At 58.5% G+C, this 25,430-nt stretch carries 21 protein-coding genes (1 of these 21 cut by a window edge); 9 read left to right on the top strand and 12 right to left on the bottom strand.

The features are described from left to right. Both bcsA and bcsN read right to left on the bottom strand, forming a co-directional pair. Positions 1–1,757: the 5' portion of a UDP-forming cellulose synthase catalytic subunit gene (gene bcsA, locus QE408_RS04710; RefSeq protein WP_306928937.1), read on the bottom strand. Its footprint begins 436 nt before the window's first position; 1,757 of the gene's 2,193 nt are visible here — the first part of the coding sequence; its start codon is at positions 1,755–1,757; its stop codon lies off the left edge, out of view. 110 nt (positions 1,758–1,867) lie between these two features. Continuing rightward, positions 1,868–2,845 (bottom strand): cellulose biosynthesis protein BcsN, encoded by a 978-nt coding sequence (bcsN, locus tag QE408_RS04715; protein ID WP_373465485.1) that lies wholly within the window; start codon positions 2,843–2,845, stop codon positions 1,868–1,870. Positions 2,846–3,127: 282 nt separating this feature from the next. On the opposite strand from bcsN, the gene QE408_RS04720 reads away from it, so the two are divergent. The 8 genes from QE408_RS04720 to QE408_RS04755 all read left to right on the top strand — a co-directional run bounded on the left by QE408_RS04720 (position 3,128) and on the right by QE408_RS04755 (position 11,002). Further along, positions 3,128–4,318 (top strand): AGE family epimerase/isomerase, encoded by a 1,191-nt coding sequence (locus QE408_RS04720; RefSeq protein ID WP_373465486.1) that lies wholly within the window; start codon positions 3,128–3,130, stop codon positions 4,316–4,318. Positions 4,319–4,534: 216 nt separating this feature from the next. After that, positions 4,535–6,142 (top strand): ABC transporter substrate-binding protein, encoded by a 1,608-nt coding sequence (locus QE408_RS04725; RefSeq protein ID WP_306928939.1) that lies wholly within the window; start codon positions 4,535–4,537, stop codon positions 6,140–6,142. A gap of 1 nt (position 6,143) precedes the next feature. Continuing rightward, positions 6,144–7,133, top strand: coding sequence for an ABC transporter permease (locus QE408_RS04730; protein WP_306928941.1), 990 nt, complete (start codon positions 6,144–6,146; stop codon positions 7,131–7,133). Continuing rightward, positions 7,130–7,960, top strand: coding sequence for an ABC transporter permease (locus tag QE408_RS04735; RefSeq protein WP_306928943.1), 831 nt, complete (start codon positions 7,130–7,132; stop codon positions 7,958–7,960). The genes QE408_RS04730 and QE408_RS04735 overlap by 4 nt, the downstream gene beginning before the upstream one ends. Then, positions 7,957–8,763: an ABC transporter ATP-binding protein gene (locus QE408_RS04740; protein WP_306928945.1), complete on the top strand. Its 807-nt coding sequence runs from the start codon at positions 7,957–7,959 to the stop codon at positions 8,761–8,763. Before QE408_RS04735 ends, QE408_RS04740 begins: the two co-directional genes overlap by 4 nt. Next, positions 8,760–9,548: an ABC transporter ATP-binding protein gene (locus QE408_RS04745; protein ID WP_373465487.1), complete on the top strand. Its 789-nt coding sequence runs from the start codon at positions 8,760–8,762 to the stop codon at positions 9,546–9,548. The genes QE408_RS04740 and QE408_RS04745 overlap by 4 nt, the downstream gene beginning before the upstream one ends. Continuing rightward, complete coding sequence (locus QE408_RS04750; RefSeq protein ID WP_306928949.1) at positions 9,541–10,650, top strand: pyridoxal-phosphate-dependent aminotransferase family protein; 1,110 nt, start codon at positions 9,541–9,543, stop codon at positions 10,648–10,650. Before QE408_RS04745 ends, QE408_RS04750 begins: the two co-directional genes overlap by 8 nt. A 169-nt stretch (positions 10,651–10,819) precedes the next feature. Then, the gene (locus QE408_RS04755) at positions 10,820–11,002 is read left to right on the top strand and encodes a hypothetical protein (RefSeq protein ID WP_306928950.1); all 183 of its coding nucleotides are present in this window, start codon (positions 10,820–10,822) and stop codon (positions 11,000–11,002) included. 35 nt (positions 11,003–11,037) lie between these two features. On the opposite strand, the gene QE408_RS04760 is transcribed toward QE408_RS04755, so the two are convergent. The 10 genes from QE408_RS04760 to QE408_RS04805 all read right to left on the bottom strand — a co-directional run bounded on the left by QE408_RS04760 (position 11,038) and on the right by QE408_RS04805 (position 23,394). Further along, complete coding sequence (locus tag QE408_RS04760; RefSeq protein WP_306928952.1) at positions 11,038–12,612, bottom strand: FGGY-family carbohydrate kinase; 1,575 nt, start codon at positions 12,610–12,612, stop codon at positions 11,038–11,040. Between the two features lie 68 nt (positions 12,613–12,680). After that, positions 12,681–13,385 (bottom strand): HAD family hydrolase, encoded by a 705-nt coding sequence (locus QE408_RS04765; protein ID WP_306928953.1) that lies wholly within the window; start codon positions 13,383–13,385, stop codon positions 12,681–12,683. A gap of 4 nt (positions 13,386–13,389) precedes the next feature. Then, the gene (locus QE408_RS04770) at positions 13,390–14,874 is read right to left on the bottom strand and encodes a mannitol dehydrogenase family protein (RefSeq protein WP_306928955.1); all 1,485 of its coding nucleotides are present in this window, start codon (positions 14,872–14,874) and stop codon (positions 13,390–13,392) included. Positions 14,875–14,972: 98 nt separating this feature from the next. Further along, on the bottom strand, positions 14,973–15,977 hold the full coding sequence (locus QE408_RS04775; RefSeq protein WP_306928957.1) for an ABC transporter ATP-binding protein: 1,005 nt from the start codon (positions 15,975–15,977) through the stop codon (positions 14,973–14,975). A gap of 11 nt (positions 15,978–15,988) precedes the next feature. Continuing rightward, a complete protein-coding gene (locus QE408_RS04780) occupies positions 15,989–16,813 on the bottom strand; it encodes a carbohydrate ABC transporter permease (protein WP_306928959.1) in 825 nt (274 codons plus the stop codon). Positions 16,814–16,824: 11 nt separating this feature from the next. Then, complete coding sequence (locus QE408_RS04785) at positions 16,825–17,697, bottom strand: carbohydrate ABC transporter permease (protein ID WP_306928961.1); 873 nt, start codon at positions 17,695–17,697, stop codon at positions 16,825–16,827. 120 nt (positions 17,698–17,817) lie between these two features. Further along, positions 17,818–19,131, bottom strand: a complete 1,314-nt coding sequence (locus QE408_RS04790; protein ID WP_306928962.1) for an ABC transporter substrate-binding protein — start codon at positions 19,129–19,131, stop codon at positions 17,818–17,820. A 141-nt stretch (positions 19,132–19,272) separates the two neighbouring features. Further along, positions 19,273–20,226 (bottom strand): sugar-binding transcriptional regulator, encoded by a 954-nt coding sequence (locus QE408_RS04795; protein ID WP_306928964.1) that lies wholly within the window; start codon positions 20,224–20,226, stop codon positions 19,273–19,275. Positions 20,227–20,332: 106 nt separating this feature from the next. Continuing rightward, entirely contained in the window at positions 20,333–22,183 is a 1,851-nt protein-coding gene (locus QE408_RS04800) for an ABC transporter ATP-binding protein (RefSeq protein WP_306928966.1), read from the bottom strand. Between the two features lie 47 nt (positions 22,184–22,230). Further along, positions 22,231–23,394: a M20 aminoacylase family protein gene (locus tag QE408_RS04805; RefSeq protein ID WP_306928969.1), complete on the bottom strand. Its 1,164-nt coding sequence runs from the start codon at positions 23,392–23,394 to the stop codon at positions 22,231–22,233. A 305-nt stretch (positions 23,395–23,699) separates the two neighbouring features. On the opposite strand from QE408_RS04805, the gene QE408_RS04810 reads away from it, so the two are divergent. Continuing rightward, positions 23,700–25,409 (top strand): peptide ABC transporter substrate-binding protein, encoded by a 1,710-nt coding sequence (locus QE408_RS04810; protein WP_306928971.1) that lies wholly within the window; start codon positions 23,700–23,702, stop codon positions 25,407–25,409. Positions 25,410–25,430: the final 21 nt, after the last annotated feature.

Below are 25,430 nucleotides of genomic sequence, written 5' to 3' on the forward strand. Positions count from 1 at the left end.
TCCTCCTGCAACTGCAATTCGCAGCGCCGCTTGACGGTGATACGCCGCGACGCCGATTTCTCTCCGCGTTCGGAAACGACGCCAAGAGCACAGCCGGCGAAGATGATGTTGAGCAGGTTCCAGCCGCCGACCACAAGCGTGACATCCGCCTTATAGGGCTCGGCATAGATGCGATAGATCGCGAAAACCATGGCGATGATGAGAATGAAGAAGATGACGAAGAAGGGCCGGCTGATTTCCGACAGGCGCGCTTCGCTGATCGACTCGTCCTTGGCCGTCACCTTGAAGGTCGGCTTGCTGGGATTGAAAAGGACCGACACGACGGCAGGCAAGAGATGCACCGTCTGAACATATTCGTAGAGTTCGGAAATCCAAGGCCAGCGGAAACTTCCATAGAGGAAGTTCTGAATCATCAGGTTCACCAGCATGTAGGCCGCGGTATAAGCCAAGAACTCGCCGCCGGACGCAACGAAGATCTGCAGGTCGAAGAAAAGATAGAAGAGCGGTGCGAAGAGGAAGATCGTGCGCGGAAACGGGAAGAGCCAGAACAACGTCGATGACATGTAGCAGAGCCGTTGCGTGAAGGAGAGCCCGCGTCGGAAGAGCGGCTGGCGGAAGATCAGGATCTGCATCATGCCCTGCGCCCACCGGCTTCGCTGGCCGATGAAGCTGGTGAAGGTCGCCGGCTGCAGACCGGCAATCAGAGGCTTGTCGACATAAAGGCTGTTCCAGCCGCGCGAATGAAGCGCAAGGGCCGTTTCGCAATCCTCGGTGATGCTGACGCCACTGAAACCATCGGTTTCCTTCAGCGCCGTTCGCCGCAGAACCGCTGCCGATCCGCAGAAGAAGGCGCCGTTCCATTTGTCCAAGCCGCGCTGGATGATGCCGTAGAACATTTCGTTCTCGCTCGGCATGGTTTCGAAGGTGCGCAGATTGCGCTCGATCGGATCGGGATTGACGAAGAAGTGCGGCGTCTGGACAAGGAAGAGCCTTGGATCTTCCTCGAAATAGCCAACCGTTTCGAGAAGAAAATCGCGCGCGGGCGCATGGTCGGCGTCGAAAACGGTGACGAGTTCGCCCGTGGAATGATCCAGACCATTGTTGAGATTGCCGGCCTTGGCGTGGACGTTGCGGTCACGCGTCAGATAGTTGACGCCGAGATCGGCGCAGAGCTTTTGCAATTCCGCATGCCGTCGGATGGCCGCCTGCGCTTCCAGTCCATTTGGCGCGTTGCGTTTCTGCACCGTGCCGCCATCATCGAGCAGCCAAACAGTGAACTTGTCGGCCGGGTAGTCCATGTTCTTCGCTGCGGCCAGCGTATTGGCGAGGAGTTCGGCATCCTCGTTGTAGGTTGGCACGAACACATCGACAGTCGGCACATAGCCGGGCGAACCGGGACGTGTCTTTCTCGATGGCAACGGCATGGAAACGATGACGAGACTGAGCGCCAGCATCACCACGCTGTACATCTCGGCGAGATAGAGCAGGAAGCCGGGAATGAAGTTTTCGAGTTGATTGACGGGCGGCAAGGTGCTGGTCGTGCGCCAATACACGTAGCGCAGTACGATTGCCGTGCCGAAACCAAGACCGATCAGTCGCCACGCGCCCCTGCCGTTTAGAAATTTGATGGTTGCGAGCAAAGCCAGCGAAATTGCCGTGGCGATGAGGTGCGTCTGCAAACTGACGGGTAACGTAATGATCAGCAAGACACAGGCTGAAACGAACAGCCAGAGGGTGAAAGTGATGACCTTGCTCATCAGCGAACCTTTACATCAAGTCGATAAGAAGCGGACCGCTCCCTGGCCTCATGCCGCTGGCCCCGTCACTGCGACGAAGACACCAAGTGGATCAGTTACACCCGAAACAGTTAATTGCAGGTTTGTCCGTTCGTCTGACCGGCAACGCAGGCAGGCGACGGAATGGCAACCCGTTTCGTTTCGATACGCCGTGCCGGCGGAGGCACATCTGCTGGCCTGCTGCCAGAAGCCCTCGGCGCTGTCGGAGACGGAATGAGGACGGCCGGTCTGGCGGAGGCGGCGGGCTGTGGCTGCACCACAACCGGTACGGGGGAGGCTGTCACCACGGTCCGTGGCCGTGCAAGAGCAGGAGCCGCGACAGGGGTCTGTGTTCCAGGCTGCATCGGAGCAGCACCTGAGACGGGGTAGATAGGATTGCCCGGACGTCCAAGTCCCTTGTCTGGATCCTGTGCGGTTCCGTAAGGGTTCCAGTCGCTGGAGAGATAGTTGCCGGTGATCGTGTAGTTGTACATCACCGAGAGAAGATCACGCACGGTGACACCCGACTGACACAGCCTCAATGTCACATTGATGCGACCGAGATTCTTGAAACCTTGACGCGCGTCTTCCGGCGACCTGATCTGCTGCCATCCGTAAATGCAGGCATCGTTTCCATAACCTCTGCCTGACGCATAAGAAAAGGCACCGTAATTGTTCTGCAGATATTCGGCAGACGTCGCCATCGCCACACCGGGAAACGCGCTCCTGATCTCCCTTGAGATCGACGAAACACGCAGACTGCTTTCCGATAGTCCGCCCCTCCCGGTATCCTCCGCCTTTTGCGGTCCGAAAAGCTGCACCTTGAGATAATTCTGACCAGGGGTCGCCGCGTCCGAGCGCAGGATCACGTCCTGCTGAACGGCATTGGCGTAATTGCGGTTGATAACGGTCAGGACTTCCGGGCCGCCGGGCGGCGGAAAGATCAGCGCTTCTTCCGGTGCCAACATCTTCGGGCCGCCGGATTGCTGCACGCCGGCTGGCGTATTACAACCTGAGAGCGTAATCGCCGCGCCGCATGCCAATGCTATCGCAGTGGCGGTGTTACTCATCCCGCCACGCCCCTTTGAAAGGGTACAAACATCACGAATCACATGTGACACAATCATGGTTACGAAATACGTGACTGAAATGAATTAGCAATCCGAAATGTCGATGACATAGAGTGATGCCGTCCGCTGCGGCACAACATTCAGTTCCGCTCACAGGAACTTTATCTTCTGACCAAGATTGGGCGGATGCCCCCCTTCTTCGGCGACAGCCGCTGTGACGACTTGACGAGCGGCGTGACGCAATGAAAATACGCAAAGACCAACAGTATGGAAGAGCAAGCCTTGAGCGCCACAGTACAACTAACGGACGAGATCACCGCATTGCGTCAATGGCTGGAGGAGGCTGCTCTGCCGCTGTGGTGGGAAGCCGGAGCGGCAAAGCCCGATGGCGGCTTTCACGAGAGGCTGGACCAGGATGGCAAGCCGGTTCTTGGCGACAATCGTCGCGCCCGGGTGCAGCCCCGTCAGGCCTATTGCTATGCGGCCGCCGGCGAAAACGGTTGGAAGGGCGATTGGCAGCGCGCGATCAATCATGGCCTCGACTGGTTCGATAAGGTCTATCTTCTGGAGAGCGGGCTATACGGCAATCTTGCCGATGCATCCGGAAAGTTGATCGATCCATCCTTCGATCTTTACAATCAAGCCTTCGCCCTCTTTGCTGCAGCACAGACGGCAATGGCTTTGCCGGAGAGAAAACATGAGATGCGTGAGCGGGCGCTCGGCATCCTCTCGCTCCTCAAAGAGCAGTATGCCCATTTCGATCGGGGTTTCGAGGAAGACAATCCGTCGCGCTATCCGCTGTGTTCCAACCCGCATATGCATCTGTTCGAGGCCATGCTGGCCTGGGAAACGGTGGATCCGACCGGCCCCTGGACAGCTGTCGCCGATGAGATTGCAGATCTGGCGATGACGCGTTTCATCGATCAGGAGAATGGCGGTTTACGCGAATTCTTCGACAAGGATTGGACCCCGGCACCGGGCGAAAAAGGCCGCATCATGGAGCCGGGCCACCAGTTCGAATGGGCCTGGCTTCTGGTCAGGTGGGGCCTCTTGCGCAACAGCTTCGATGCCATTCAAAAGGCAAAGCGGATGTTCGAGATCGGCGAAAGCCATGGCATCTGCCCGCGCCGGAAAGTAGCGGTGATGAGCCTTCTCGACGATTTCAGCGTGCATGATCCTTTGGCCCGCTTCTGGCCTCAAACCGAATGGCTGAAGGCCGCCGTTCGCCTTGCAAGTGCTACCGAAGGTGAGGAACGGCACCGCTATCTAACCTCCGCCTCTCGGGCGGTAACGGCGATCCAGCCATTCCTCGACACACCGGTTAAAGGCCTCTGGTTCGACAAGTGGCCCGCTGACGCCCCGATGATCGACGAACCGGCACCGGCCAGCACCTTCTACCATATCGTCTGCGCCATTTACGAAGCCGACAGCGTGTTGAAAGCGTTGACAGCCAAGACAGCCGGACCGCGATAAGACGTCGACTCTTAAATCTCGCGATTAGCCCCACACGTCTCTGCTTGCTGCGACAATTTTCGCGGCTTTCCCGACGGCCATGAAAAGAATTGTCCTAGGCGTCTGAGGCGGCGTGAAAACATTGCTGTCAATGCAATGACTTCCCATGGACACTGGGGCCGTCATGGTCCTAAATGGAGCCATGACGCCGCCCGCCATCCGAACCCGGAGTCCTTCATGCCATCTCCTATTTCGCGCCGTTCTCTTCTAAAGACAGCAGCTCTGCTTGCCGCTTCCACCACGCTGACGCGGACCGATCTGGCCTGGGCTGCAGGTAACGATGAGAGACTGGTTGTTGCCGCGGACTCCGAGCCGAAGAACCTCAATCCGGCAATCGTTGCCTCCAATGGCGTCTTCTACATCTCCAGCAAGATCGTCGAGCCCCTGGCAGAGGCTTCCTTTACCGGTAAGAATGGTCTGGAGCCGCGACTTGCCACATCGTGGGAAGGATCGCAGGACGGTTTGAGCGCGACCTTCAGGTTACGCGAGGGGGTGACCTGGCATGATGGAAAGCCGTTCACCTCGGCGGATGTGGCATTCTCAGCCCTCTCCGTCTGGAAACCGCTTCAAAACCTGGGTCGCTTGGTCTTTGCCAACCTCCAAAGTGTCGACACGCCGGATGAACACACGGCGATCTTGCGTTTTTCCAAGCCCACACCTTTTCAGCTTATCCGTAACGCCCTCCCGGTTGTGACAAGCGTTCTACCGAAGCATCTTTATGACGGCACCGATATTGCTACCAACCCGCTGAATAACAAACCGGTCGGTACTGGTCCTTTTATCTTTGCCGAGTACAAGCCCGGCGAATATTATCGCCTGACGCGCAACGACAGATACTGGGGCAAGGGCCAGCCAAAGCTCAACGAGATCATCTATCGTGTGCTTCCCGATCGCGCAGGGGCAGCCACCGCGCTGGAGGCGGACGAAATCCAACTGGCCGCCTTCTCCGCCGTGCCACTTTCGGATCTCGCGCGTATTTCGAAGGAACCCGGCCTCAAGGTCATCGCCGATGGCTATGAGGCGCTGACCTATCAGCTCGTCGTTGAAATCAACCACCGCCGCAAGGAACTCTCCGATCTCAAGGTACGACAGGCCATTGCGCATGCGATCGACAAGAAGCTCGTCGTCGACACGGTTTTCCTGGGATACGCCACAGTTTCAACCGGCCCGGTGCCGAAGAACGCGCCGCAGTTCTATACGGCTGACGTAAAACTCTATGACTTCGATATCGACAAAGCCAATGCTCTTCTCGATGAGGCAGGCTATCCGCGAGGGCCCGATGGCACCCGTTTCTCGCTCAAACTGCTGCCTGCGCCCTATTTCAATGAGACCAAGCAGTTCGGCGCCTATCTGCGCCAAGCACTGTCTGCCATTGGCATCGATGCACAGCTGGTGAACAACGATGCGGCAGCGCATCAGAAGGCGGTCTACACAGACCACGCCTTCGATCTTGCCGTAGCCCCCACCGTCTTCCGGGGCGATCCTGCCATTTCTACCACCATCCTGGTGAAATCGGGAACGCCCGCCGGCGTGCCCTTCTCCAATCAGGGCGGCTACGAGAACAAGGAGATTGACGCCATCATCGACAAGGCGGCGGAAACGGTCGACGAAAAGCAGCGTACCGAACTCTACAAGACCTTCCAACAGAAGGTGAAAGAGGACCTGCCGATCATCAATGTGGCCGAGTGGGGCTTCATTACGGTCGCCCGCGATACGGTGAAGAACGTCGCCAGCAATCCAAGATGGGCGGTTTCGAACTGGGCGGATACCGCCATCGAGGATTAAGGTGCAAGGCGCAGGCCGCATTCTCCGTCGCAGGCTGATCAGCGCCATTCCCGTGCTGATCATCGTGCTGCTCTTTACATTCCTGTTGTTGGAAAATGCGTCTGGCGATGCGGTAGACGCCTACCTCGTCTCGATCGGCGGCGGAGATGCCAGCCTTCGCGACAGCCTGCGGGCACAATATGGTCTGGATCATTCCGCCCTCTGGCGGCTCTGGCTCTACGCATCCTCCGTGATGAAACTCGACCTCGGCTGGTCGGTCGCCTTCGACCGGCCCGTCCTTTCGCTGATCATGGAGCGTCTACCGAACACGCTGCTGTTGATGGGAAGCGCGACGCTGCTGTCCTTCATTCTCGGCACCACTCTTGGAATTGTCGCTGGAGCAAAGCCTGGAAGCCTACTGGACCGGGGACTCTCGTCCGTCTCACTGGCACTCTATGCCGTTCCGGGCTTCTGGCTCGGTCTCGTTCTCGTCCTCGCCTTCGCGGTCAAACTTCGTTGGCTCCCCACGTCCGGACTGGAAACCATCGCTTCCGGTAAGCAAGGTGTCGCGCGCACCCTCGATATTGCCCGACATCTCGTTCTTCCTGTTGCGAGCCTCGGCCTCATTTATCTCGCCCTTTTTCTGCGCGTGATGCGCAGCGCCATGGGTGAGATCTGGCGGATGGATTTCGTCACCTTTGCCCAATCGAAAGGACTATCCCGCAGCCGGGTGGTGCTGCGCCATATTGCGCGCAATGCTGCCCTTCCCCTTCTCACGGTGCTCGGCCTTCAATCGGCCACCATGCTGGGTGGCTCCGTGGTGATAGAAAGTGTCTTTGCCATTCCGGGCTTCGGAAGGCTAGCACAAGAGGCGGTTGCTGGACGGGATACCCCCTTGTTGATGGGTATCATCCTCGTCAGCGCCGTCTTCGTCATCCTGATTAACCTGATCGTCGATGTGCTCTACGCGTTTCTTGATCCGCGCATCGGCGCTGGGGAGAAAGCGGCGTGACGGTTCTTGGACGGATCTACCGCAGTCGTGAGGGCTTGGTCGGCCTGACAATCCTTCTCGTCGTGGCGGTCGCTGGTCTTTCGGCACCATTTGTGTTCCCGCACGATCCGCTTTCCATCGTCGCGGCGCCCCTGATTGCGCCTTTCACCGACCGCGCCGTGCCGCTCGGTACCGATACCCTCGGCCGCGATGTTCTTGCCTGCCTGTTCCACGCGGCGCGCAGCTCTCTTCTCGTCGGTCTCGCCGCCGCCGCCGCCGCCCTTCTGATTGGCACCATCATGGGAACGCTTGCGGGTTTTGCAGGCGGCATTGTCGATGAAGCGCTGATGCGGGTCGCTGATGCCTTTCAGATCGTGCCCAGTTTCCTGCTGGCCCTTGCCTTTGTCAGCACCATCGGCCCATCGCTGCCCATCGTGGTCATGGCAATCGCGCTTGGCACTTGGGCCGATCCGGCGCGATTGACCCGCGCGCAAGTGCTTTCGATCCGTGAGCGCGACTATGTGGCTTCCGCCCGCACCATCGGCATGCACCCTTTGGAAATCGCCTTCCGGCAAATTCTGCCCAACGCCTTGCCACCGGTCATGGCGCTTGCCGCCATCATCGTCGCCGCTGCGATCCTTACCGAAGCCGCCCTCTCCTTCCTTGGGCTTGGCGACCCGAATATCGTCACCTGGGGCGGGATGATCGCGGAGGGGAGAAACGTGCTTCGCTCCGCGGCCTATCTGTCCATCATCCCGGGCACGGCTCTGCTCCTGACCGTTCTTGGGGTCTATCTGTTGGGAGAGGGCATCAACAAGGCGTTCGCCCTTCAAGGGGATGCGCCATGAGCCTGGCTCCGCTCCTGAAGATTGAAGGGCTCAGCGTCACCTATCACGGGACCACGCGACCTTCCTTGCGCGACGTATCGCTTCAGCTCCAAGAAAAGAAACGGCTGGCAATTATTGGGGAAAGCGGATCGGGCAAAAGCACGCTGGCACGCTGCATCGCCGGCTTGTTGCCACGGGGGGCGAGGACGGAGGGTCAAATTGTCTGGAATGGAGATCGAGATAAAAGCAGCAACCCGCTATTTCCGACACGAGGACGCGATATCGCCTATGTGTTCCAAGACCCAAGTGCCAGCCTGAACCCGGTCCTGACGATCGGCGAGCAGGTTGCGGAGGCGGCTCGTCGTCATCTTCGCCTCACCCGAAAACAGGCGTACACCCACGCCCGGGATTTGCTGGCAGAGGTGCAATTGCCGAACCCCGAAGCGCTGCTTTCGGCCTATCCGCATCAGATCTCCGGCGGACAACGGCAACGCGTGGCGATTGCCGCCGCAATCTCCGCTGCCCCGAAAATCCTGATTGCCGACGAGGCAACCAGTGCCCTTGATACGATCACGCAAGCGGCGATCACTCGACTTCTCGACCGTCTGGTAGATGCCAACGGCATGACACTGATCTTCATCACCCACGATATCGCGCTGGCCTCCGGCCTTGCCGACGAGATCGCGGTTTTCCAATCGGGCCAACTGGTGGAATCGGGCAAGGCGCGGGGCGTGCTCTCGCATCCCACGAGCGACGACACAAAGCGTCTGCTGTCCTCGCACCTCGATCTGACGACACCGCCACTTGTCCGGAGGGCGAGTTGATGGAGACATTCTTTTCCGTCAATCGCCTGTCAAAGCGGTATCAATCGCGGGAACGAACTGTGCAGGCGCTCGAGGATGTTTCCTTTACGCTGGCCCGTGGTGAAACCCTGGGGCTTGCGGGGCCGTCCGGCTGCGGGAAATCGACGCTGGCCCGCGTTATCATGCGTCTTTCACCGGCAGATGGCGGCGAGGTGCGTTTTCAAGGTCGGAACTGGCTGGCCTTTTCAGGACAGGAATTGAGAGCCGCCCGGCGCCATATGCAGATGGTGTTTCAAGATACACATGGAGCATTCAATCCGCGCGCCACGGTTTCAGAAGCGATTGGTGAACCCTTACGGATCCACAGAGTTGTCGAGCCGTGGGCTCGGCAGGCGGAAATCGCCAGGCTGTTGGAGCGGGTGGGGCTTGGCGCGGAATACGCCGCACGTCCGGTTCTCCACCTGTCCGGCGGACAGCGGCAGAGGGTGGCGATTGCCCGCGCAATTGCCAGTCGCCCGTCTCTGCTGGTGATGGATGAAGCCGTTTCTGCGCTGGATGTTTCCGTCCGTGCCCAGATCCTGGAATTGCTGGTGTCCTTACAAAGCGAGACCGGCCTCTCGTGCCTCTTCGTCTCCCACGATCTGGCGGTCATTCGTGCCGTCTGCCATCGCGTCGCCATCATGCAGATGGGTCGCATCGTCGAACATGGAGAGACGGACAGTGTGATCTCGAACCCGCAGTCGGACACGGCAAGACGGCTGATTGCCGCCGTTCCCACACTTCGCAAGGACCAAAGCCATGCCTGATCGCAACTGGAGCCATCTGCTCGACGTGCCTGCTTTTCCGCCGGAGCGTTACGCAAAGCTTGCAGACAGACTGGCAGCCCTGATGAAGACACGAAACGATGTGCTTCTTATCCAGGCCGAGGCCGTATTGGCGCTGGAGGCCGTTGCGACCAGCCTCGCACGGCCTGGCCTGAAAGCGCTGAACATCGTGACGAGCCCCTACGGCGCATGGTTTGGCGACTGGCTGAAGCGCGGCGGCAGCGATGTCATCAATCTCGTGGCCGATCTCGGACGGCCGATCGCGATAGAGGCTGTGCGTCAGCAACTGGATGAAAACCCCAATATCGCTGTGCTTTCGCTGGTCCATGCGGAATCCGCAACCGGCATTCTCAACCCGCTGGAAGACATCGTCCGGCTTGCAAGAGAAAGAGGCGTGCTCACGGTGGTAGATGCGGTCGCGTCGATTGGCGGCCATGCACTGAATGTGGATGAAAACGGCATCGATGTCGTCGTGATCGGCCCGCAAAAATCGCTCGCAGGACCGGCGGGCGTCTCGGCAATCTCCGTCAGCGAACGCGCCTGGGCGATGCTGCGGCATGAAAGCGCTCCCCGCAACTCGATGCTGTCTCTACTCGATCAGAAAGAGCAATGGCTTGAGACCGGCAGAGGCGTTTTGCCGGGCACGCCCGCACCGCTTGAGTTCTTCGCGCTCGACGCCGCACTCGATCGTCTGGAAGCCGAAGGCATTGACGCAGTTCAAGCGCGGCATCATCTTGCGGCAAAGGCGACACGCGAAGCTCTGGTTGCTCTCGGTGCCGAGCTTTGGGTCGACGACACTCTCGCTTCAGCACTGGTGACAGCCGTCAGACTTCCGGCTGACATCGACCGCAACGATCTTCTTCTGGCAGCAAGGCTCGATGGAGCGGATATCGGCGCAGCGGTCGGACCCGGCTCAGATCGTTTGGTCCGCCTCAACCATACCGGCCGCCGCGCCAGCAAGGAAGCGGTGCTCGCCAACATCAAGGCCTTCGCCCAGGCGCTGCACTTGCAGGGGCGCTCAGGACTGGCCGACAAAGCCGTTGAGGCGGTGGACGCATTTTATTCGTCCTCAGGTGCGAAGTAGCTCGCATACGGGCGTTTGGAAAAATGCTCTCGCTGAAACGCCGCTACTGGAAGGATCTTTCCCTCTCGCCCGCAACGCTAACACAGGAATCCCTCCTGCAATCTTGACGAAATCGTGGCAACGCGCGAAACTTTACACATTGTTAAGTTCGGTGACAGGAGGAATGAAAATGGTTGCTGGTTTCAACATGCTTTCCTTCGATCTCTTCGGCCTCGGCCGTCGGGCACAGGAAGAAAAGCTCAAGCGTGACAACGGATCGAAAAAGGATCAGGTCTCGCGCGACGAGTCCGAGCAGCGCGATCGAGATCAGGAACATGACCTGTTCTTTTGGTCGCTCTACCCGGTGATCTAAAAAAACACCCTTAAAGCGATACTCTTCCACATCTGTTAAAGACGATCCAGTTCCTCGCGATGCCGATACATTGCGAGGAATTTTTTGTAGTCCCGTTCATACAGGGATGCCCGGGCTTCATCCGGCTGGCATTCCTCATAGCCGGGATACATGGCAGCCCCGGCCTCCGCCAAGCTCGTATAGACGCCACCCGCCGCCGCCGCGGTCATAGCGGTTCCGAGAAGCACGGCATCATTTGTTTGTGGCACGACGACGCGCTTGCCTGTCGCGTCTGCATAAAGTTCCATCAACAGTGGATTGTGAACGTGCCCACCCGCGACGTGAAGCGTAGTGGTGCGATATCCAAACCCTTCCATAGCATCCAAAACGTGGCGCGTGCTGAGCGCGATCGAAACGGCTGTGCGCCAGTACAGTGCACAGAGGCTGTCGAATGATGTATCGAGCGTCAGACCGCTGATCACACCCCGGGCATGCGGGTCGGCAAGCGGCGACCTGTTGCCATGAAAATCCGGCAGGACATGCAGACGGCTGGCAAACGCCTCGCCTTCCTCTGCGCGCAACGCCATGACGCGGTCGACGATGCGCCGGTGAAGTGCGGCGTCTGGCTCACCACCTGCCGCATGCATGCGGACAATATGATCGAGCAGCGCGCCCGTAGCCGATTGTCCGCCCTCCACCAGCCAGTGATCCGGCAGAACAGCCTGCCAATAGGGTCCCCACAGGCTGCGACCATGCATGCGATTGGGCGTCAGCGCCACGAGACAACTGGATGTACCGGCTATCAGCGCGACGTTGTTCTCGACATGCCTGTCGAGGCTACCGCCGAGCGCACCAAGCGCGCCCGCATAGGCATCGATCATGCCGGTCGCGACCCGGCATCCGGTATCCAGCCCCAAGTCATCGGCACCCTTGGGCGACAGCACACCAACAGCTTGACCTGGCGCGACGGTGCTCGAAGGGAGCGAAGCGCGTTCTTTCAGATCGCCAAGCCCGGCAAGCTCTAGATAATCGTTGCGCCAGCCTTGCGGCTCATGCGCCAGAAAATTCCATTTTGCCGTCAATGTGCAGTTGGAGCGCGCAGCACTGCCGCTCGCCTTCCATGTGAGGAAGTCGGCAAGATCGAAGAAGTAAAAAGCTCTCGACCAGCTTTGAGGCAGATGCTTCTTCAGCCACATCAGCTTCGGTATCTGCATTTCGGGAGAGATCGATCCGCCAACGAAATCCAGAACCGGATGACGGGACGCTGTCAGAAAATCCGCCTCGTCGATGGCCCGGTGATCGAGCCAAACCACCGTGTCGAAGCAGTCTTCGCCTGTGGTCGAGACCGACACCTGTTCGCCAGATTTGCCCCGCGCAACCAGCGAGCAGGTGGCATCGAAACCGATGGCAGCCACACCCGCCGCATCGATCGCCGCCTCGGCGATGGCAGAGCGTACCGAAAGGCAGACCGCGTTCCATATGTCCTCGGAATCGTGCTCGGCGTGGTTTTCCCTTGGTCTTTGCATGACGATGGGATGCGTTGCGCGCGACAGCATTGCACCACGACGGTCGAACACCCCGGCGCGCGCGCTGCCTGTTCCGACATCGACCGCAACGAGATATTGGCGCATGAAGCTAGTTTCCCATCCCTGTCTTGCCGAAAGCGGGGAGAGAACCGTTCCGTGTCGTCACCTGCACGTCAACCAGCCTCTGCTCTTGAGCCTTTGCGGCCCTTTCGGTCGCGCACAAGGTGGACCAAATCCGGCATGGCGTCAAACACGAGATCAGGCTCGAGCGCTGCGATCTGTTGGCGAAATGCCGGGAAGCGTGCGTGAGAGCCGCCTGTAAAAGCAAAAACGCACATGCCCGCTGCCTTAGCCGCGGCAATGCCGGCCGGGCTGTCTTCGATGACGATGCAATTAGCCGGCTCCACGCCCATCTCGTGGGCGGCATGCAGGAAGAGATCGGGCGCCGGCTTGCCGTTCTTCACCATGGTCGCGCTGAAAATATGCGGCTCGAATTTTTCGATCAGCCCCGTCAGGCCCAAAGAGTAGCGTATGCGTTCCGGTTGACTGGAAGAGGCCACGCAGCGCGGTACGTCGAGCCTGTCCAGCGTCTCGGCAATGCCTTCAATGGCCTTTAATTCGAGGCGGAAACGTTCGAACAGCGCGCTTCGCATATGTTCGAGAAAGTCGATATCGGTCTCGATACCGTATTCCTCCCAAAGCGTTGCCGTCATATTGGCGAGGCTACGGCCGAGAAAGCGCTGATAGGCCTCCTCCTCGGTCATCTGGACACCCAGATGCGCCAGCATGTCGATCAGCACGGAGACGGAAACCGGCTCACTATCGACGAGAACGCCATCGCAGTCGAAGATCACCAAGGGGCCGGTTTCGGTGGGCATGATGTCAGCTTTCGATGAGTTTATCGTCCAGATAGAGCTGCAGCGTCTTTGCCGTTCCCTGCTGCCACAATGTCTTTAGAGCATGGGCAAAGCGCTTGCGGAAGAGGTCGGACTCCGCAACGTCACCGAAAATATCGCTCAGTGCGAGGAACGCCATCGGATCGTCCTTCGCCTTGATCGCCGCCGCCTGCAGGCGCTCGGCACTCGCATCGTTGAAGACGATCTCCTTGCCGCTGTCCGACGTGCCGTAGAAGTAGCGGCACCAAAGTGCAGAGACCAGCGACAGACCAACAATGTCGAGGCCCTGTGCCAGACGGTCAGCCGTCGAGGGCAGGATGAATTTCGGTTGGCGGTTGGAGCCGTCCTGCGCCAGACGTGGAATGGTGTCGCCAATCTTCGGGTTGAGGAAACGGCGCTCGATCAGGTCGAAATATTCGTTGAGACTGGTGTCCGGGACCGGAGGAATGATCGGAATGATCTCGTCCTTTTCCAACTTGGCAAGGAATGCGCGGATCAACGGATGCTCCATCGCCTCATGGACGAAATGAATGTCGAGCAGCGCCGCCGGGTAGGCTATGGCTGCGTGTCCGCCGTTCAGAATGCGGATCTTCATGTGTTCATAGGGCGCGACATCACTCACGAACTGAACGCCGACTTTTTCCAGAGCCGGGCGACCGGCGGGGAAATTGTCTTCCATCACCCATTGCTTGAACTCTTCGCAGAAGACCGGCCAGTTGTCCTCGATGCTGAAGTCGTCGCGGGCAATGGAGCGCTCGCGATCGCCGGTGGCGGGCGTGATGCGGTCCACCATGGAATTGGGGAAGGAAACGTTTTCACCGATCCAGGTGGCGAAGGCTGGATCGGACAGGGCTGCGAGGCCGACGACGGCATTCTTCGTGACCTTGCCGTTGTGAGGAATGTTGTCACAGGACATGACCGTGAAAGCCGGGATACCCCTATCACGCCGGGCTCGAAGCCCGGCGACAATGAGGCCAAACACCGTCTTCGGCGCTGCCGGGCTCTTGCCGTCCTCGGCAATGGCTGGATGCTGCGGATTGAAAGAGCCGGACGCATCGATGAAGTAGCCGCCCTCCGTGATCGTCATGGAGACGATGCGAATTTTTGGGTCGGCAAGGGCCCCAATAATCGCCTTGGCTTGGCCGACTGGCAGGATGTCGATCATCGGTCCGGTGACGCGGGCACCTGTACGGTTGTTGTCCTGCTCCACCACCGTCGTCAGGAAATCCTGGTCGGCGAGTTTCTCGCGCATCACCGCGTCCGATGGCAGAACGCCAGCACCGATGATCGCAAAATCATGATCGGAACCGGTGTTGAAGAGATCGTCAAGATAGATCGCCTGATGCGCACGGTGAAAGTTACCGACGCCGAAATGAACGATCCCTGCCGAAAGGTCGCTCCGCGAATAGGACGGAACCTGAGCGGTGGCCTTTGCCTGATCAAGCGTTGCGAGCGAGAGTTTGCATGTCATGAGACAATCCTCGAATAATTCCCAATCGAACCGGCGCGCAGGAGACGCGCTCAAGGTTCATCTCGTGATGGCTTTCGCCAGTTGCTGGCATCCAAGCGCTATGCCCGAATTGCCAGACCGTTCTTGTCGAACCTATGGACCTTGGTCTCGTCCGGCGTGATGAAGACGATGTCGCCGTGCTGGCAAGCGAACTCGCCGCCGGCGCGTGCGGTGATCATGCCGATCCCCTCGACATCGATATGCAGGAAGGTATCGGAGCCGAGATGCTCGGCCACATTGACCTTGCCCTTCCACAGACCACTTTCCTTCGACAGCAGCAGATGTTCAGGGCGGACACCGACCGTTTCGGCCGACTTGCCAAAGGCATAGGCACCCTTGACCAGGTTCATCCGCGGAGAGCCGATGAAGCCGGCGACGAAGAGATTGGCCGGGCTGCGGTAGAGATCGAGCGGCGAGCCGACCTGCTCGATATTACCGCGGTTGAGAACCACGATCTTGTCGGCCATGGTCATGGCTTCCACCTGGTCGTGGGTCACATAGACCATCGTCGTCTTCAGCGTATTGTGCAGCTCGGATATCTCCAGCCGCATCGTGCCACGCAGTGCCGCATCGAGGTTCGACAAAGGTTCGTCGAACAGGAAGGCAGAAGGCTCACGCACGATGGCACGTCCGATGGCAACGCGCTGGCGCTGGCCGCCTGATAGCTGCGAGGGGCGACGATCAAGATAATCCGTCAGATTGAGGATGGCAGCGGCGTCATTCACCTTCTTGTCGATGGCGGACTTTTCCATCTTCGCCATTTTCAGCGGAAAGCCGATATTGTTGCGCACGCTCATATGCGGATAGAGCGCATAGGATTGGAACACCATAGCAAGACCGCGCTCGGCGGGCGCCCTTTCGGTCACGTCCTTGCCATCGATGATGATCTGGCCGCCGCTGACGTCTTCAAGCCCGGCAATCAGACGCAGCAGCGTGGACTTGCCGCAGCCAGACGGGCCGACGAAGACGACGAACTCGCCATTTTGAATGTCGAGATTGATGGACGGGATGACCTTGGCTTCGCCAAAGACCTTCGAAACATTTTTAAGCGAAATGCTGCCCATTGTTATGATCCTTATTTCACAGCGCCGAAGGTCAGGCCGCGCACGAGTTGTTTCTGGCTGAACCAGCCGAGCACCAGGATTGGAGCGATCGCCATCATCGAAGCGGCGGAAAGCTTCGCCCAGAACAAGCCCTGCGGTGACGAGAAGGAGGCGATGAAGGCCGTCAGCGGTGCTGCATTGGTGGTCGTCAGGCGGATGGTCCAGAAGGACTCGTTCCAGGCCAGAATGATGTTGAGAAGCAATGTGGAGGCAATGCCGGGAACCGCCATCGGGGTCAGCACGTAGACGATCTCGTTCCACAGCGACGCACCATCCATCCGCGCCGCTTCCAGAATTTCACCCGGAATTTCACGGAAGTAGGTGTAGAGCATCCACACCACGATCGGCAGATTGATCATGGTCAGCATCAATGTCAGGCCAATGCGGGTGTCGAGAAGGCCGGCATTGCGGAACATCAAATAGAACGGCACCAGGACAGCAACGGCTGGCATCATCTTGGTGGAGAGCATCCACATCAGGATGTCCTTGGTGCGCTTCGTCGGCGAAAAGGCCATGGCCCAGGCCGCCGGGATGGCGATGAGCAGTGCCAGAATCGTGGAGCCGACCGACAGGACGACCGAGTTCATGAAGGGCTTGAAGTAGTCACGCTGCGTGTTCACCGTGACGTAATTTTCCAGCGTGCCCGAGGGCCAGAGGCTGAAGCCTGCAATGGCTTCCGGCTCCGTCTTGATGGAGGTGAGGAAGGCATAAAGGATCGGGAAGAACAGGATGAGCGCAACCACCCATGCCGCGATGGTAAAGCCGATCTTCGAACGGGTAGAGACTTTACGAGCCATGGGACGTCTCCTTAACGATCGAGGTTCTTGCCGACGGCGCGCATCAGGAAGATGGCGACGATGTTGGCGAGTACGATGGCGATGATACCGCCGGCAGACGCCCCGCCCACATCATAACCAAGCAGCGCGGTCCGGTAGATCAGGAACGGCAGGTTGGTGGAGGCATAGCCGGGTCCGCCATTGGTGGTGACGAGAATTTCCGCATAGACGCCCAGAAGGAAGATCGTCTGGATGAGGATGACAACCGTCATGGCACGCGCCAGATGTGGCAGCGTCAGATAGATGAAGCGGTTGAAGAAGTTCGCGCCGTCCATTTCAGCCGCTTCCTTCTGTTCGCCATCCAAAGACTGTAGAGCAGTCAGCAGGATAAGCGTCGCGAAAGGCAACCATTGCCAAGCCACGATGATGACGATGGACAGAAGCGGAAAGCGCGAAAACCAGTCGATGGGCTGGAAACCGAAGAACCTGTTCAGGTCCGCAAGCACGCCGTATCCGGGGTGCATGATCATGTTCTTCCAGATCAGCGCCGCAACGGGCGGCATGACGAAGAATGGCGAAATCACGAGAATGCGCACGATGCCCTGGCCGAAAATCGGCTGATCGAGCAAAAGAGCGATGGCTACACCGCCGATAATGGTGATCAGCAGCACGCCACCGACGATGATCAGCGTGTTCCAGATCGACTGGAAGAAGGCCGGATCGGTGTAGAAGAATTTGTAGTTGAACAGACCGGCGAAGCTGACATTTGCCGGATTCAGCAGATTGTAGTTCTGGAAGGAAAACCACAGCGTCATCGCCAGTGGCACGATCATCCAGATGAGAAGCAGGAAAACGGAAGGCGCCATCATCACGCGCGCCAGGTTCCTGGTGTTCTGCGTTGCCATTCGCTGCCCTCCCAGTATCGCGCGCGGCATCAAGGCCGCAGGCGGTTCATTCTTTTGATTATGAAGACGATCGAGAATGTCCGCCGCCCGGCTTTTGCCGGACGACGGGCTTCGGGAGGATTACTTGATGTAACCGGCGCGGGTCATCTCGCGTGTTGCAGTCGACTGGGCGCCTGCAAGCGCATCGTCCACCGAGGACTGACCTGCAACAACTGCGGAGAAGAGCTGGCCAACCGTTGTACCGAGCGACTGGAACTCCGGGATCGCCACGAACTGACCGCCGGTGTAAGGCACGGGCTTGACCGTCGGCTTGGTAATGTCAGCCGCGTTCATCGCTGCAAGTGTCGTCTTGGCGAATGGTGCAGCCTTCTCGTATTCCGCATTGTTGTAGAGCGAGGTGCGCGTGCCCGGAGGAACGTTTGCCCAGCCTTCCTTGGAAGCGACGAGATCGGAATAGTCCTTGCTGGTTGCCCACGCGATGAACTTCTCTGCGGATTCAGCCTTCTGCGAGCTCTTCGGGATCGCAAGGTTCCAGGACCACAGCCAGTTGCCATGGTTCTTCAATTCGCCATGCGTCGGGAAGAGCGCGTAGCCAACCTTATCCGCAACCTTCGAGTCCTTCGGGTTCGACACGAAAGACGCAGCAACGGTCGCATCGATCCACATGCCGCACTTGCCCTGCTGGAAGAGCGTCAGGTTTTCGTTGAAGCCGTTGGAAGCAGCCCCTGATGGGCCGGCGTCCTTCATCAGATCGACATAGAACTGCAGGGAGTTCTTCCACTCCGGCTGATCGAATTGCGGCTTCCAGTTTTCATCGAACCAGCGGCCACCGAAGGAGTTGGTGAGCGCGGTGATGAAGGCCATGTTTTCGCCCCAACCCGCCTTGCCGCGCAGGCAGATGCCGTTGATGTCGGCGTTGCGATCGGTGATCTTGCGTGCCGCATCGCCAATGAATTCCCAGGTCGGGTTTTCAGGCATCTTCAGACCGGCTTTTTCAAACAGGTCTTTGCGGTACATGATCATGGCGGATTCGCCATAGAAAGGCGCCGCATAGAGCTTGCCTTCAACCGTCAGACCGCCGCGGATGGATGGCAGCATGTCGTTGACGTCATACTTGTCGCCAAGCTTTTCCAGCGGCAGAAGCCAGCCTTGCTTGGCCCAGATCGGAACTTCGTAGTTGCCGATGGTCATGATGTCGTACTGGCCGCCATTGGTGGCGATATCCGTCGTGACGCGTTCGCGCAGGACGTTTTCTTCCAGTGTGACCCACTCGATCTGAATATCGGGGTTCTTGTCGGTGAATTCCTTTGTCAGTCCCTGCATGCGGATCATGTCACCGTTGTTGACGGTGGCAATGGTCAATGTTTCTGCAGACGCGAGGCCGGAAAAGGCGAGAGCCGAGCATGCGCCCAGCAGAAGTGTCTTCAATGTCATGATCTTCCTCCCAGAAGAAAAATGAGCATTCGCTTTGCTCGAGGGCAATTACTCACTTTTCGATGTGCAAAGTCAAGCATCCTCCTGCGCTGCAACGCAAAAGAAGAAGCTAATATACTGATTCAAATCATATATTTTTGCTCAGTGAGTGAGCATATACTCAGCTGAATCCTCGTCGGTGATAACACCATTGAGCAATCCCCCTCGCAAAGCTGCGAGAATGGCAGGCGATTTTTTCCGCCCTTGAGCGATACCAATCACAGTGCATGTTTCCCTTGGCGGCACGGGAACGGAGGCAACGCGATCATTGATGGGGTTGTTCATGATCCTTCCCTCTTCATCGAAGAACCAGCCGCAGATCTCACCAGCCGCCCCCTCGGCGATCAGTCGCTTCATCTCGTCCACGGCGAGGAACCCGTCGAGACACAAGGGCGCGTTTTCTCCCAATTCACCAACGCCGACAAAGGTCACATTCGCGGCAGCCCCCAAAGCCAGCGTGGAGCGGACCATGGGCTGATCATGCAGCAAGACGCGCTCTTCAGATGATGAGCAAAGAACCGGCAGCGGCATGGGAAAGTGGCGAGCCTTGATCGCATCCGCCATGGAGAAGATGACGTTGTAATAGGCCGCCGAGCCATCGGGACCGATATTGCCGGTGAGTGAGACGATGCGATGCTGCGGACAATCCATCGGCGGGAGTTGATCCACGGCGGCTTTCAGCGTTCGCCCCGTTCCCACAGCCAGCACGATCGGCTCGGGCTGCCGCAGCCATCGCTCGATTTCCGCAGCACCCGCCTCGGCAATTCCCACAGTGGATGAGGTTCCTGCCGGATCGCTCGGAACGACCTCGACATGCTTGAGCGAAAAGCGCTCGCGCAGCGCCTCTGCCTTTTCCAGACAGGCAGCAATCGGATGGTCGAGCCGGACCTTGATCAGACGCTCTGCAACGGCCAGCGAGACAAGACGCTGCGCGGACTGGCGCGAAATACCCATGGCAGCAGCGATCTCGTCCTGCGTGCGGCCAGCCACATAATAGAGCCAGCCGGCGCGTGCCGCGTCGTCTAACCGTCCACCGCTATCGGATCGCCTCGCCATCTCTTTGCCCTAACTTGTCTGCTCCCCAAGTGCTGGCATTTTTTACGGCAAAATGTCAAATTACGAGACACGGCAGATGGCTCTTGATCGGTGGTCGTGCGGCCCGTCAGGCTGTTTCCTGCACGAGATGCCCGGCGGAAACTTCCCTATAATGGCGCGGCGGCGGCACATAACCTGCCGGACGGATTGGGGTTTTGATCTCGTCTGTCGCCATGTTGCGCCGAACGTGTCGTCGCGAAGGATCCGGCACTGGAACGGCAGACATGAGCTTTTTCGTATAGGGATGTTGCGGATTGTCGAACACGGCAGCGCGCGGCCCGATCTCGACGATTTCTCCGAGATACATCACCGCGACGCGATGACTGACCCGCTCCACCACCGCCATATCGTGCGATATGAAGAGGAAGGCCAGATTGAGGCTCTGTTGCAGGTCGAGCAGCAGATTGCACACCTGCGCCTTGATCGAGACATCGAGCGCCGATACCGCTTCGTCGGCGACGATCACCTTGGGATCGAGCATCAAGGAGCGGGCAATCGCAACACGCTGACGCTGGCCGCCCGAAAATTCATGTGGGAAACGCCGCATCATATCTGCGGTGAGGCCCACTTTCTCCAGCAGGTCCGCAGCTTTTTCACGCGCCTGCTGCTTGTTGCCGAGACGATGCTCGAGGAAGGGTTCCATGATCGCGGCCCCCACGCTCATCCGTGGGTCGAGACTGGCGAAAGGATCCTGGAAAATCATCTGTACGCTGCGCCGCATGGCGCGCAACGTCACCTTATCGAGTTTCATCACCTCGTAGCCGTCGAGCATCACATTGCCGGATGTCGGCTCGATCAGCCGCGTGATCGAGCGACCGGTGGTGGATTTACCGCACCCTGATTCGCCGACAAGCGAGAGCGTCTCCCCTTCGGCGAGATCGAAGGACACCTTCTCAACCGCATGCACCGCACCGGATTTACGAGCAAAGAGACCCGAGCGAATATCGAAACGCGTTGTCAGGTCCTTGACCGAAAGGATGGGCGTCTTACCGCCGGACACCGTGTTGTAAACCTCCGAAGCAGGCTGGCTTTCCCCTGTCTTGATGTCGACGATCGGGAAGCGGGCGGGAAGCACACGATCCTTCATCGAACCGAGTTTGGGGACGGCCGAAAGGAGCGCGCGCGTGTAGGGGTGCTGGCCACGATGAAAGATATCGTCCGTGGCCCCGGTCTCCACCACATCGCCGCGAAACATCACGATGGTGCGGTCCGACACTTCGGCCACGACACCCATATCATGGGTAATGAAGAGGACCGACATGCCCTCCTCTTCCTGCAATTGCTTGATAAGGTCGAGGATCTGGCCCTGGATCGTCACATCGAGCGCCGTCGTCGGCTCGTCGGCGATCAAGAGTTTCGGCCTGGAGGCAAGTGCCATGGCGATCATCACACGCTGGCGCATGCCGCCGGAAAACTGGTGCGGATAATCGTCGAAGCGGCTCGTCGCATTGGGAATGCGCACCTTTTCCAGAAGGCGGATGACCTCTGCTTTGGCGGACGATGAGGAGATATTCTGATGCACGGTTAGCGCTTCGGCGATCTGCTTGCCGATCGGAAAGATCGGATTGAGGCTCGTCATCGGCTCCTGGAAGATCATCGAGATTTCCTTGCCGCGAACCTTTCGCATGTCCTCTTCCGGCAGGCCTAGAAGATTGCGCCCGCCGAGCATGACCTCGCCTTCGATGCGGCTCATCTTCTTATCCAGAAGCCGCATGATGGAAAGCGACGTAACACTCTTGCCAGAGCCACTTTCGCCAACGATTGCCACCGTCTCGCGCGGCGCGATCTCGAAACTCATATTTCGCACCACGGATTTCCATCCGCCATCGACGCGGAAGGATGTGGTGAGATTTCGAACCGATAGGACCGGGCTTACGGACCCGCCGGTCTCTTCCATGGACGTTCCGGCCAAAAGCATGCTGATCTCCAAAAAAGCGGAAGGCGGCCGGAGAGGCCGCCCCGTCGTCACACAGCCAGCGCGGTTTCGGCCATCGAAACCCAATAGCTGATGCCATAGGGCAATGCGTCGTCATTGAAATCATAGGCGGCGTTATGCAGGCTCGCAGTATCGCCATTGCCGATGAAGATGAACGCACCGGGACGCGCTTCCAGCATGTAGGAAAAGTCCTCGGCACCCATATGCGGGTTCGGATTGGTGTTGACCGCCGTCGCACCGGCAACGGCCTTGGCGACCGCGGTTGCGAACTCCGTCTCGGTATCGTGGTTGAAGGTCACCGGATATCCGCGATGATAATTCACCTCCACGGTCGCCCCATGTGCCAGAGCGGTTGCAGCCGCCACTTCCTTGAGGCGCTTCTCAGCGAAGTCGCGAGTTTCAGGCAGCAAAGTGCGCACGGTTCCGGTCAATGTTACCGCGTCTGGAATAACGTTGTAGGCCGTGCCGCCGTGGGTCGTGGTCACAGTCAGTACAAGCGATTTCAACGGATCGGTCTCGCGGGAGACGATGGATTGCAGCGCGATAATGACATGCGCTGATGTCAGTACCGGATCGACGGACAGATGCGGCGCGGCAGCATGGCTGCCCTTGCCGGTGATGACGATTTCGAAAGTGTCCGCCGCCGCCATGGTGGAGCCTTTGCGGATGGCGAACTGCCCGACGGGAATGCCGGGTTCGTTATGCATGCCATAGACCTGGGAGATGCCGAACTTCTCGATCATGCCGTCGTCCAGCATGGCCAGCGCACCTGCTCCACCTTCCTCGGCGGGCTGGAAAATAACCGCGACCGAACCCTTGAAATTGCGGGTCTCCGCCAGATACTGCGCAGCACCCAGAAGCATGGCCGTGTGTCCATCGTGACCACAGGAGTGGGCCTTGCCGGGCGTCTTCGAGGCCCATGACTTGCCGCTGGTCTCAAGAATCGGAAGAGCGTCCATATCGGATCGAAAGCCGATGGTAGGACCATCGCCATGCCGTCCCTTGATGATGCCAACGACGCCCGTCTTGCCGATGCCGGTTTCAACGATATCGCAGCCGAATGACCTCAATTTCTCGGCTACGAAGCTGGAGGTTTCGAAGACGTCGTAGAGCAATTCCGGATGTTCATGCAGATAGCGCCGCCAGCCCGCGACTTCATCTTGCATTTCAACAGCACGGTTTAATATGGGCATTCTTCTATTCCCTGTTTTTGTTCCCCGCCGGGTTATTGGACGCCATATTGCGGATGGAATTCCCGCTTTTGCAAGCACGAATTTCATAATCTGAACGAAAAATAGGCCCGTTATAAATTAGCTCAATTTTTGGTCATCAAACACAGAAAGTATCTTGCTTTTCAGAACGACAGACCATAGCATCACTATTGAAACCGAGTTTTCTCCATATAAATCATATATTTAAGCAATATATCGCGCAAATTTCGCGTGACGAAACGGTGGAAAACGAAAACGGAATCAATCCGAAAAAAGGGGAAATAACGATGATAAAGCGCAGTGTTCTTTACGCAGGCACCATGGCGGCGGCAATCTTGGCAGGGTCCGCCGCCCATGCTGAACGCGGCAGTGACGGCGAACTGAAAATCCTGTTCTGGCAGGCCGTCTCCACTCTCAATCCCTATCTGTCCGGCGGCACAAAGGAGGAATACAGCTCCTCCATGATCATCGAGCCCTTGGCGCGTTACAATGAAAAAGGCGAGTTGGTCCCGACGCTGGTCACCGAGATCCCCACACTCGAAAATGGCGGTGTCGCCAAAGACCTGCTGAGCATGACCTGGAAGCTGAAGAGCGATGTCAAATGGTCGGACGGCACGCCCTTTACCGCAGAAGACGTGGTGTTTACCTGGAAATATTGTACCGCCCCTGATGGTGGCTGCGCGCAGAGAGCACAGTATGAAGGCGTGAAAAATGTCGAGGCGATCGACCCGCACACCGTCAAGATCACCTTTACCGAGCCGAAACCCTATCCCTATTCCGCCTTTATCGGTGCGCAATCTCCTGTCATCCAGAAAAAGCAGTTCGAAAACTGCGTCGGACCGGCCGCCCCCGGCTGCACATCCGCCAATTTCGGGCCCATCGGGACGGGACCCTTCGTCGTCAAGGACTTCAAGGCGAACGACGTGATCACCTACGTCGCCAACCCCAATTATCGCGATCCGGCAAAGCCAGCCTTCGCGACGGTGACGCTAAAGGGTGGCGGCGATGCGGCATCGGCTGCGCGCGCCGTGCTTGAAACCGGCGAGTTCGATTACGCCTGGAATATGCAGGTCGAGCCGGAAGTTCTGGCGACCATGGTTGCCGCCGGAAAGGGTAAGCTGGTCACCGCCTTCGGTACCAATGTCGAGCGTATCGTTCTCAACTGGTACAATCCCGATCCGGCGCTGGGCGACAAACGCTCCACCAAGGAAGCTGGCCCTCACCCCGCCCTGTCCGATCCTGCCGTGCGCCGCGCACTTTCGCTTGCCATCGACCGCGACATTATCGATGAGGCCGGTTACGGCGAGGCGGGCAAACCGACCTGCAACATCGTGCCTGCGCCCGAAGCCTTCAACTCCACCAAGAATGACAGCTGGTGCCTGAAGCAGGATATCGAGGGTGCCAACAAGCTGCTGGACGAGGCGGGCTGGGTCAAGGGAGCGGATGGCATCCGCGCCAAGAATGGCGTGAAGCTATCCTTCCTCTACCAGACCTCCACGAACTCTGTTCGTCAGGCCGTTCAGGAACTTGTGAAAGACATGTGGTCGCAGATCGGCGTTGGCGCGGAGCTGCGCAATATCAGTGCCTCGGTCTTCTTCGGCGGCGATCCCGCAAGCCCTGACACGTTCCAGAAATTTTATGCCGACGTCGAAATGTACACCAATAATTTCAGCGGCACCGACCCGGAAAAATATCTGGCCGAATGGATGTGCAACAACGTTCCCGCTCCGGCAAATGGTTGGCAGGGGCAGAATATTCCCCGTTATTGCAACCCGAAATTCGATGAACTGCTGGCTGTTCTCTCCAAGACGGCGGAGCCTGCCAAGCGCGAAGAAATATCCAAGCAGCTGAACGACATGCTCACCGAGGAAGGCGCGCATATCCCGCTCATCCACCGAGGCAACGTCTCCTCGCATTCGCTGACGCTGGAAGGCGTCAAGATCAACGGCTGGGATTCGGAGCTTTGGAATATCGCGGACTGGTCCCGCAAGAAGTAACACGCCGATGGCCGGCCTTCT

The sequence above is a fragment of the Agrobacterium larrymoorei genome, from assembly GCF_030819275.1.
Taxonomy (GTDB): domain Bacteria; phylum Pseudomonadota; class Alphaproteobacteria; order Rhizobiales; family Rhizobiaceae; genus Agrobacterium; species Agrobacterium larrymoorei_B.

Excerpts from the sequence above, each read along its gene's own strand:
- bcsN (WP_373465485.1), bottom strand. The coding sequence starts at position 2,845 with ATGAGTAACACCGCCACTGCGATAGCATTGGCATGCGGCGCGGCGATT.
- QE408_RS04725 (WP_306928939.1), top strand. The coding sequence starts at position 4,535 with ATGCCATCTCCTATTTCGCGCCGTTCTCTTCTAAAGACAGCAGCTCTG.
- QE408_RS04740 (WP_306928945.1), top strand. The coding sequence starts at position 7,957 with ATGAGCCTGGCTCCGCTCCTGAAGATTGAAGGGCTCAGCGTCACCTAT.
- QE408_RS04750 (WP_306928949.1), top strand. The coding sequence starts at position 9,541 with ATGCCTGATCGCAACTGGAGCCATCTGCTCGACGTGCCTGCTTTTCCG.
- QE408_RS04755 (WP_306928950.1), top strand. The coding sequence starts at position 10,820 with ATGGTTGCTGGTTTCAACATGCTTTCCTTCGATCTCTTCGGCCTCGGC.
- QE408_RS04760 (WP_306928952.1), bottom strand. The coding sequence starts at position 12,612 with ATGCGCCAATATCTCGTTGCGGTCGATGTCGGAACAGGCAGCGCGCGC.
- QE408_RS04765 (WP_306928953.1), bottom strand. The coding sequence starts at position 13,385 with ATGCCCACCGAAACCGGCCCCTTGGTGATCTTCGACTGCGATGGCGTT.
- QE408_RS04770 (WP_306928955.1), bottom strand. The coding sequence starts at position 14,874 with ATGACATGCAAACTCTCGCTCGCAACGCTTGATCAGGCAAAGGCCACC.
- QE408_RS04775 (WP_306928957.1), bottom strand. The coding sequence starts at position 15,977 with ATGGGCAGCATTTCGCTTAAAAATGTTTCGAAGGTCTTTGGCGAAGCC.
- QE408_RS04780 (WP_306928959.1), bottom strand. The coding sequence starts at position 16,813 with ATGGCTCGTAAAGTCTCTACCCGTTCGAAGATCGGCTTTACCATCGCG.
- QE408_RS04785 (WP_306928961.1), bottom strand. The coding sequence starts at position 17,697 with ATGGCAACGCAGAACACCAGGAACCTGGCGCGCGTGATGATGGCGCCT.
- QE408_RS04790 (WP_306928962.1), bottom strand. The coding sequence starts at position 19,131 with ATGACATTGAAGACACTTCTGCTGGGCGCATGCTCGGCTCTCGCCTTT.
- QE408_RS04795 (WP_306928964.1), bottom strand. The coding sequence starts at position 20,226 with ATGGCGAGGCGATCCGATAGCGGTGGACGGTTAGACGACGCGGCACGC.
- QE408_RS04800 (WP_306928966.1), bottom strand. The coding sequence starts at position 22,183 with ATGCTTTTGGCCGGAACGTCCATGGAAGAGACCGGCGGGTCCGTAAGC.
- QE408_RS04805 (WP_306928969.1), bottom strand. The coding sequence starts at position 23,394 with ATGCCCATATTAAACCGTGCTGTTGAAATGCAAGATGAAGTCGCGGGC.
- QE408_RS04810 (WP_306928971.1), top strand. The coding sequence starts at position 23,700 with ATGATAAAGCGCAGTGTTCTTTACGCAGGCACCATGGCGGCGGCAATC.